This window comes from Gammaproteobacteria bacterium (assembly GCA_036381015.1).
Classification (GTDB): Bacteria; Pseudomonadota; Gammaproteobacteria; order Steroidobacterales; family Rariloculaceae; genus ZC4RG20.
This window is the reverse complement of the sequence record DASVDR010000046.1, coordinates 58,567-67,177: the sequence shown is the minus strand read 5'-3', so window position 1 is coordinate 67,177 and position 8,611 is coordinate 58,567. Positions and strand designations below refer to the sequence as shown.

General features: G+C 67.7%; 8 protein-coding genes. 6 read left to right on the top strand and 2 right to left on the bottom strand.

Annotated features, from left to right (window positions below; genetic code table 11):
* The 4 genes from VF329_15525 to VF329_15510 all read left to right on the top strand — a co-directional run.
* A partial coding sequence (locus VF329_15525) for an MFS transporter (GenBank protein HEX7082418.1) occupies positions 1-533 on the top strand: 533 nt, incomplete at its 5' end.
* A 186-nt stretch (positions 534-719) separates the two neighbouring features.
* Positions 720-2,321 carry an FMN-binding glutamate synthase family protein gene (locus VF329_15520; GenBank protein HEX7082417.1) on the top strand — a complete coding sequence of 534 codons (1,602 nt, stop codon included), beginning with the start codon at positions 720-722 and terminating at the stop codon, positions 2,319-2,321.
* A 109-nt stretch (positions 2,322-2,430) separates the two neighbouring features.
* Entirely contained in the window at positions 2,431-2,874 is a 444-nt protein-coding gene (locus VF329_15515; protein ID HEX7082416.1) for an SRPBCC family protein, read from the top strand.
* Between the two features lie 271 nt (positions 2,875-3,145).
* Positions 3,146-5,293, top strand: coding sequence for a M13 family metallopeptidase (locus tag VF329_15510; protein ID HEX7082415.1), 2,148 nt, complete (start codon positions 3,146-3,148; stop codon positions 5,291-5,293).
* A 74-nt stretch (positions 5,294-5,367) separates the two neighbouring features.
* Here the strand turns inward: VF329_15510 and VF329_15505 are convergent, their stop codons facing one another.
* Complete coding sequence (locus tag VF329_15505; protein HEX7082414.1) at positions 5,368-5,763, bottom strand: VOC family protein; 396 nt, start codon at positions 5,761-5,763, stop codon at positions 5,368-5,370.
* Between the two features lie 120 nt (positions 5,764-5,883).
* Positions 5,884-6,150, bottom strand: a complete 267-nt coding sequence (locus VF329_15500) for a DksA/TraR family C4-type zinc finger protein (protein HEX7082413.1) — start codon at positions 6,148-6,150, stop codon at positions 5,884-5,886.
* 154 nt (positions 6,151-6,304) lie between these two features.
* Here VF329_15500 and VF329_15495 point away from each other — a divergent pair, with 154 nt between their 5' ends.
* On the top strand, positions 6,305-7,123 hold the full coding sequence (locus VF329_15495) for a DUF6502 family protein (GenBank protein HEX7082412.1): 819 nt from the start codon (positions 6,305-6,307) through the stop codon (positions 7,121-7,123).
* A complete protein-coding gene (locus tag VF329_15490) occupies positions 7,120-8,547 on the top strand; it encodes a DUF5666 domain-containing protein (protein ID HEX7082411.1) in 1,428 nt (475 codons plus the stop codon). The genes VF329_15495 and VF329_15490 overlap by 4 nt, the downstream gene beginning before the upstream one ends.
* Positions 8,548-8,611 lie beyond the last annotated feature (64 nt).

Sequence of the window (8,611 nt, the reverse complement as noted above, 5' to 3'; positions counted from 1 at the left end):
TCGGCTATTTCTTGTTCCCGTTCGCCCTCGGCAATCTTGCCGGTGCGCTGGTCCTCGGCAAGCTGTTCGACACGAGAGGGCGGCGCGCGATGATTTCGGGCACCTATCTGCTGTCCGCGGCGCTGCTCGCGCTCAGCGGCTGGTTGTTCTACATCGAGGCATTGAACGCTCTGACGCAGACGCTGCTCTGGTGCGTCGTGTTCTTCTTCGCGTCCGCGGGCGCGTCGAGCGGATATCTCACGGTGAGCGAGATATTTCCGATCGAGTTTCGCGCGCAGGCGATCGCGTTCTTCTTCGCCGTCGCGCAGTTCTTCGGCGGCGTCATCGCGCCGGCGCTCTTCGGCTACTTCGTCGCGGCGTCCAACCGCGGCGAGAATCCGGTGCCGCTCTTCATCGGCTATCTCGTCGGCGCCGGACTGATGGCCGTCGGCGGCCTCGTGGCGCTCGTGTTCGCCGTCGACGCCGAAGGCCGGCCGCTCGAGCAGGTCGCGACGCCGTTGTCGGCCGTGGAAGCGCGCCGTCCGGGCAGATAGAAAAAGGTGTCAGACACCTTTTTCGGAAAAGCGAGCAATTAGCAAAAGGTGTCTGACACCGTTCCGGAAAAAATGGTGTCTGACACCTTTTCGGCTGAAAAAAGGTGTCTGACACCTTTTCGGGGATAGGCCTTGATTTTTGCGGCGCCTTCCGCTCAAAGTTTGCCCGCCGCCAGGATGTCGACGGTGCGAGGATTGCGACACTTCACACGGGCGTTGGTCGTCCGCCATTACTTCTATGCCCTGTCGGCAGCGAGCCTGGTCGGCGTCGCCGCGATTTATCCGCTCTGGCCGGGCGTGCTCGGCGCGCTTTGGCTCGTCGTCCCGCTGATCGCTCTCGGCGCCTACGACATCTTGAACCCGCGCCACACGGTGCTGCGCAATTACCCGCTGATCGGACACTTCCGATATCTCTTCGAGTACATACGCCCGGAGATCCAGCAGTACTTCATCCATACCGACGAGAGCGGCAAGCCGTTCGACCGAGAGACGCGCAGCCTGATCTACCGGCGCGCGAAAGGCGTCGACAGCACGCTGCCGTTCGGCACGCGGCGCGTATTGTCGAGGGAAGGCTACGAAAGCGCGGCCCATTCGCTCGCGCCGTGCCGCGTCGACCCGGAGCACGCGCGTGTGCTGTTCGGCGCGGAGCGCGCGCAGCCCTATTCGGCCTCGCGGCTCAACGTCTCGGCGATGAGCTACGGCGCCCTCAGCCCGCACGCGATCAGCGCGCTCAACCACGCGGCGAAGCTCGGCGGCTTCGCACACAACACCGGAGAAGGCGGCTTGAGCCCGTACCATCGGATGGGCGGCGATCTGATCTGGCAGATCGGCACGGGCTACTTCGGCTGCTGCGACTCCGCCGGGCGCTTCGACCCCGGCAGCTTCCGCGACTGCGCCCGCGGGCCCGAGGTCAAGATGATCGAGGTGAAGCTGTCGCAGGGTGCGAAACCGGGCCACGGCGGCATCCTGCCCGCCGTGAAGGTCACGCCCGAGATCGCCGCCGCCCGGCACGTCGCGCTCGGCGAGGATTGCATCTCGCCGCCCGCGCACACCGCGTTCGACGGGCCGCGGGGATTGCTGGACTTCGTCGTTCGGCTGCGCGAGCTCTCCGGCGACAAGCCGGTCGGCGTGAAGCTCGCGATCGGACGCCGCCGCGAGTTCCTGTCGCTGGTCAAAGCGATGCTCGAGACCGGCGTCACGCCGGACTTCATCACGGTCGACGGCGCCGAGGGCGGCACGGGCGCCGCGCCGCCGGAGCTGTCGAACCATTTCGCGCTCCCGCTGACCGAGGCGCTCGTCTTCGTGCGTAACGCGCTGGTCGGCGCGGGCCTGCGCGAGCGCGTGCGGATCATCGCGAGCGGAAAAGTCGCGAGCGGCTTCGACATGATCGTCAAGCTCGCGCTCGGGGCCGACGCTTGCAACAGCGCGCGTGCGATGATGTTCGCGCTCGGCTGTATTCAATCGCTGCGCTGCAACACGAACCAATGCCCCGTCGGCATCGCAACGCAGAATCCCGCGCGCTACGAGGCGCTCGACGTGACGGACAAGCGGCAGCGCGTGGCCCGCTACCACGCCGCGACGATCGCGAGCTTCCTCGAGCTTCTCGGCACGATGGGCGTGGCTGCGCCGGAGCGGCTGTCTCCGGAGCTGATTTTCCGCCACGACGGCCGGCAGGCGCGAAGCTACGCGGAAACTTTCGAGTTTCTCGAGCCGGGCGCGCTCCTCGGCAGCCGCGTGCCGGCCTCTTTCGCCCGCGACTGGGAGCGTGCGTCTCCGGAGCGGTGGTGAGGACGGCGCTCGGGACCCCGCGACGGCGGCAGGCGCAGCAACAGCGAGGATGTCGAATCGCTTCGGCGCCGGTCGACTATCCAACGAACCACCACCAGGAGAGACGACCATGCCGAGCACGATCCGTCTGCACCGCGTTCTTCGGGCCGCGCCGGAGCGCGTATACCGAGCGTTCCTCGATCCGGACGCGATGGTCAAATGGCTGCCGCCGAACGGCTTCACGGCGAAGGTTCATCACATGGATGCCAAGGTCGGCGGCACGTACAGGATGTCGTTCACGAACTTCACGACGGGCAAGAGCCATGCCTTCGGCGGCCGCTTGCTCGAGCTGACGCCGGGCGAACGCATCCGCTACACGGACCAGTTCGAAGATCCGAATCTGCCCGGGGAGATTCAGGTCACGATCGATCTCAGGAAAGTGTCGGTCGGCACCGAGCTCACGATCGTTCAGGACGGCGTACCCGACGTGATTCCCGCCGAGGCGTGCTACCTGGGATGGCAGGAGTCGCTGACCCTGCTCGCGAAGCTCGTCGAGGCCGAGATTCCGGACTAGTCGCGGCCGATCGCCGCGGCGAGCGGCTACCGCGGCCGGGCGGCTCGCCCGGCCGCGACCCCCGGCGGGTCCCGTCGGCCCGCGCCCGTCCCAGCGCTCGCCCGTGCCCGTGCCGTTGCTTGCCGGCGCCCCGTCCCGGCGCTTGCCCCGCGCCCGTCCCGCCGTCGCCCGCGCCGCGACCCACGGCCGCCTGCGCTGGGGCCGCGCAGTGGAGAAGCGGCGCGCAGAGACGCTACACTCCCCGCGCGACAGTCGAACAGGGGAGACGATGATGACGCGGAGCACCGACCGGGGTTGCGGCGGAACCGCGGGCGGCGTATCGCCGGCGCTCTGCGCGGCGCTCGTGCTCGCGCTGACCGGATGCGATTCGTCCGACCCGCAAGCGGCGGCCGAGCCGGCCGCGGTCACGGCGGCTCCTGTTCCGGAACCCGACGCCGCCTCGGCGTCGACCTCCGCGGAGCTCGGCGCCTGGGGGATCGACCTGTCGAGCCGCGACCTGTCCGTCGATCCCGGCGATAACTTCTTCCGCTACGCGAACGGCAGCTGGCTGGCCGAATTCGAAATCCCCGCCGACAAGAGCCGCTACGGTGTCTTCGATCGATTGAGCGACCGCGTCGACGAGCGCGTGCGGCGCATCATCGAGGATCTCGTGGCGGAGACGCCGCCGGCGGGGTCGTTCGAGCAGAAGATCGCGGACTACTACTCGAGCTACATGAACGTCGACACGCTCAACGCGCTCGGCTTTCGGCCGCTCGAGGGGCAGCTCGCCGCGATCGAGGCGATCTCGAGCCGGGCGGAGCTCGTGCAGGCGTTCGGCCGCGCGCGCCGCGAGGGGACCGGCACGCCGTTCGGCTTCGACGTGGATGCGGACCGTGTGAATCCCGACCGCCATCAGCTGAGCCTGCTCGTCACCGGCATCAGCCTGCCCGACCGCGACTACTACCTCGAGGACGCGCCCCGCTTCGTCGAGGTGCGGGACGAATACGTCCGGCACATCTCCCGGATGCTCGGCTTCGCCGGCTTTGCGGATACGGAGGCGATGGCCCGTTCGGTGCTGGCCGTCGAAACACGCATCGCCGAGATCATGTGGCCGCGGGATCAGCGCCGGAACCGCGATCTGACCCATAACCCGATGTCGTACGACGACTTCAAGGCGGCGTATCCGGGCTTCGACTGGGATGCGTATTTTGCGGCCGCCGGCATCCAGGGGCTCACCGATCTGAACGTCAACTACCCGAGCGCCATGCAGCCGACGATCGACCTCGTGGACGAGGTCTCGATCGACGACTGGAAGGCGTACCTCGCCTACACGCTGATCGCGAACCATGCGGCTCTGCTCTCGGAGGAGATCGACGCCGAGCGCTTCCGCTTCTACGGCACCGTGCTGAACGGGACTCCCGAGCAGCGGGAACGATGGGAGAGGGGAGTGGCGCTGGTGGGTGCGATCAACAGCCTCGGCGAAGCCTTGGGCCGCGTCTACGTCGAGCGCTACTTCCCGGAGTCCTCGAAGCGGCAGATGGAAGAGCTGGTCGAGAATCTGCGGCGTGCTCTCGCGCAGAGCATCGAGGAAAACGACTGGATGGACGAGGCCACGAAGCGCGAGGCCATGATGAAGCTCGAATCCTTCCGGCCGAAGATCGGCTATCCCGACGTCTGGAAGGATCTGTCCTCGATCGAGATAACCGCAGACGACCTGTTCGGCAACGCCCGCAATGTCCACGACTTCTTCTATCAGGACTTGATCGACCGCCTGGGGCGTCCCACCGACCGTGAAGAGTGGGGGATGACGCCGCAGACGGTGAACGCGTACTACAACGCGTCTTTCAACGAGATCGTGTTTCCCGCGGCGATCCTGCAGGCGCCGTTCTTCGATCCCAATGCGGATCTCGCCGTCAACTACGGCGCGATCGGCGGCGTGATCGGCCACGAGATGGGGCACGGATTCGATGACCAGGGCTCGAAGTTCGACTACCGCGGCGTGCAGCGCAACTGGTGGACGGACACGGTGCGCGCGGCGTTCGACGAGATGACCGCGATGCTGGCCGAGCAGTACGCGGGCTACGAGCCCGTGACGGGTCACTTCATCGACGGGCGCTTCACCCTCGGCGAGAACATCGGCGATGTGGGCGGGCTCTCCATCGCCTACCGTGCCTATCATTTCGCCCTCGGCGGCGAGGAGGCGCCGGTCATCGACGGTCTCACCGGAGACCAGCGCTTTTTCCTCGCGTGGGCGCAGGTGTGGCGGAGCAAGATTCGCGAGGACGCGCTGATCTCGCGCCTCACGTCGGATCCGCACTCACCGGCCGAGTTCCGCGTCAACGGCGTGGTGCGCAACCAGGATGCGTGGTACGACGCTTTCGACGTCGAGCCGGGTGACGCGCTTTACCTCCCGCCCGAGCAGCGCGTGCACATTTGGTGACTCGGTGACGTCGCGAGTCGCGGGACGGAGCCTCCCGTCCTCGATTCGCCGCGCCGAAAGGCGCTGCCGCCAGATCATTCCGGGCCCGCGCCGCCGCTCCCGTAAGGGCGCGTGATGATTTCCAAGTAGTGCCCGTCCGGATCGTTCCAGTACACGCCCCGGCCGCCGTCGTTTCGGTTGATCTCGAATGCACGCATATGCGCCGGGTCCGCCCAATACGTGAGTCCCCGCGCCCGGATGCGTGCGAAGATCGAGTCGAATTCGCTTTCGCCGACGAGAAAAGCGTAATGCTCGATCGGAATCTGCTCGTCGGAGCGCTGGTAATCGAGCGTGACGCCGTTGTGAAGCGCGACGGCCCAGAACGGGCCGAAGCGCACCGGAGGATCGAGGCCCAGGATCTCGGCGAGGAACTCGGCCGAAGCGCGCGGGTCGCGCGCGGGAACGATGGTGTGGTTCAGCTCGATCGCCATCGGAAAGCCCTCGACCTGTTGTACCGATATCGAAGCGCCACCGGCCCGTGCCGGTCGGGGTGTCCGCGATCGGCGCGGCCCGCCTTTCGCAAACCTACGGGCGGCCGCTCGGAGCTCCGCTCACCGAAGCTGGCTGTCCTTGCTGCCGCGGCGGTTGTAGCCGCTGAACGGGACGTCCGTCCGATCGCGCGCTTCCTGGCACGGTACGCAAAGGCGCACGCCGGGAACCGCCTTGCGCCGTGCCTCCGGAATCTCGGCCCCGCAGTCCCCGCAGTGCGAAAGACCCGGCCCCTGGGGGAGGCGGCTCCGCGCGCGGCTCACGCCGTCCTCGACGGTCGCATCGATCTGCTCGAGCGCCGCATCCTCGTTCGCCCACCCCTTTGCCATGCCGTCTCCGCTCCCGGGACTCCGTTCACCGATATCGCACCGCGTTGGTCAGCGAAACGCAAGCACGCGCCCGCCTCCGCGGCTCGGTCGGCGCGTGCAAAGCCGATGCCCGCCTTGACGCTTGAGGCCGTATATGGGATAAAACATCCCATATATGGAATGCAAGAAGAACCCGGCCCTAGCGGCCTTTCGTCTGCTCTTCCGGCCCGTGGCCCGCATCCTGCTGCGGGACGGCATCGACTGGAAGGAGCTCGCCGCCGTCGGCAAGTCGACCTATGTCGAGGTTGCGACCGAGAGCTTCGGTATCCGAGGTCGGCCGACGAACGTCTCTCGTGTGGCGATCCTGACCGGGCTCACCCGGCGCGAGGTAAGGCGGCTTCGCGAACGTCCTCCGCAGGACGAATCGGAGACCTTCGGGCGCATGAATCACGCGACGCGGGTGCTGTCCGGCTGGTACCAGAACGAAGAGTTCTCCGACGGCGCGGGCGCACCGCGGCCACTGCCACTCGCCGGCGAGGGCGCGTCGTTCGAACGGCTGTGCGCGCGCTATGCGGCCGACGTCCCCGCCACCACGATGCTGAAGGAGCTGCGCCATGTCGGCGCCGTCGAGGAGCTGCCGGACGGCCGGGTGGTGGCGCGAACCCGTTACTACTTGCCGGTCGCGACGGATCCCGAGCGAGTCTTGCGCTCCGGCAGCGTGCTCGCCGATCTCGCGCGCACCGTCGAGCACAATCTGCATCCGCGCAACGGCGAGCCCGCCCGCTTCGAGCGGCGCGCGACCAACACGCACATGCCGGCGAGCGCCGTTGCCGAGTTTCGCAAGTTCATCGAAGCTGAGGCGCAGGCGTTTCTCGAGCGGGTCGACGCCTGGCTTACGGCGCACGAGCACTCGGCAGACGACGGACCCGGCATTCGGCTAGGCCTCGGCGTCTACTGGATTCAGGACGACACCGATCAGAGGAAAATCCCATGAAACGTATCGGAACGGCCGCCGCGCTTGCGGGCGCATTCCTCGCCGCATGCGGCGGCGGTGGTGACGGCGGAGAGATTGCAGGAATCGACGCGGGCGGCGCGCCTGGAGCGGCGGACGTCGTGTCGCGGGGCACGATCACCGGCTTCGGCAGCATCGTCGTGAACGGCGTGCACTTCGAGACCGACCGCGCGTCGATCCTCGTCGACGGCGTCGCGGGCACGCAAGCCGATCTCGCCGTCGGCGACGTCGTGGTCGTCGAAGGCACGTTGAGCGAGGACGGGACGACCGGCACTGCATCGAGCGTCGTGTTCGACGACGTGGTCGAGGGCCCGATCGGCGAGATCGATCTCGCGGCCGGCACGCTCGTGGTCCTCGGCCGGCTCGTGCGCGTCGATGCCGATACGTCTTTCGACGACCGCATCACGCCCGCGTCCCTCGAGGGCCTCGAGACGGGCGACATCGTCGAGGTCGCGGGCTTCATCCTCGCCGACGATAGCACCAGCGCCACGCGCATCGAGCCGAAGGCGCCCGGCGGCGAGCTCGAAGTCACGGGCACCGTCAGCGCTCTCGACACCGCGGCGCTCACGTTCCGGATCGGCGATCTCGTCGTCGACTACGGCGCGGCGATGCTCCAGGACTTCCCCGCCGGCGGACCGGAGAACGGGCAGCTCGTCGAGGCGAAGGGCACGGCGCTCGGTCCGGACGGCGAGCTGCTCGCGACGCGCGTCGAGCGGAAGGATGACGGCCTGCCCGGCGATGCCGGCGACCGCGTCGAGATCGAGGGCTTCATCACGCGGTTCGTGTCGGCCTCGGACTTCGATGTCGAAGGCGTTCCCGTGACGACGGACGCCGGGACGAGGTTCGAGAACGGCTCGAGCGCGGATCTCGGCTTGAACCGCAAGGTCGAGGTCGAAGGCGAGCTGAACCAGGAAGGCGTCGTCGTCGCCGACGAGGTCGAGCTGAAGCTGTCCAACTTCATCCGGATCACGGCGACGGTGGAGGACGTCGGCACCGACACCCTGACGGTGCTCGGCGTCGACGTCCGGGTCGACGCATTCACGCGAATGGAGGACCAGAGCAACGCCGACGTCGAGCCGTTCACGCTCGCCGACGTGGCGGTCGGCGACTACGTGGAAGTGCGCGGGTTCGAGGACGGCGCAGGCGTCGTTGCGACACTGCTCGAGCGGGAGGATCCCGAGGACGAGGTCGAGCTGCGCGGATTCGTGGATTCCGTGACCCAGCCGAACCTCGTGATCCTCGGCGTCACGATACTGACGAGCGGCGCCACCCGGTTCCGCGACGTGGACGATGCGCCGATCGACGCGGCGGCGTTCTTCGGCGAGGCCGACGGCCGGCTCGTCGAGGTCGACGGCACGCCGAGCAACGGTGCCATCACCGCCGAGGAGGTGGAGCTCGAGAACTGAGGCGTCGTGTCCGCTCTCCGCCCGTCCATCCGGACGGGCGGGGGCGGGCGCTGATCAGCCTGAC

Bases quoted from the DNA above. Each gene is read 5' to 3' on its own strand.
- VF329_15515 (HEX7082416.1), top strand. From the start codon at position 2,431: ATGCCGAGCACGATCCGTCTGCACCGCGTTCTTCGGGCCGCGCCGGAG.
- VF329_15500 (HEX7082413.1), bottom strand. From the start codon at position 6,150: ATGGCAAAGGGGTGGGCGAACGAGGATGCGGCGCTCGAGCAGATCGAT.
- VF329_15490 (HEX7082411.1), top strand. From the start codon at position 7,120: ATGAAACGTATCGGAACGGCCGCCGCGCTTGCGGGCGCATTCCTCGCC.
- VF329_15505 (HEX7082414.1), bottom strand. From the start codon at position 5,763: ATGGCGATCGAGCTGAACCACACCATCGTTCCCGCGCGCGACCCGCGC.
- VF329_15495 (HEX7082412.1), top strand. From the start codon at position 6,305: ATGGAATGCAAGAAGAACCCGGCCCTAGCGGCCTTTCGTCTGCTCTTC.
- VF329_15510 (HEX7082415.1), top strand. From the start codon at position 3,146: ATGACGCGGAGCACCGACCGGGGTTGCGGCGGAACCGCGGGCGGCGTA.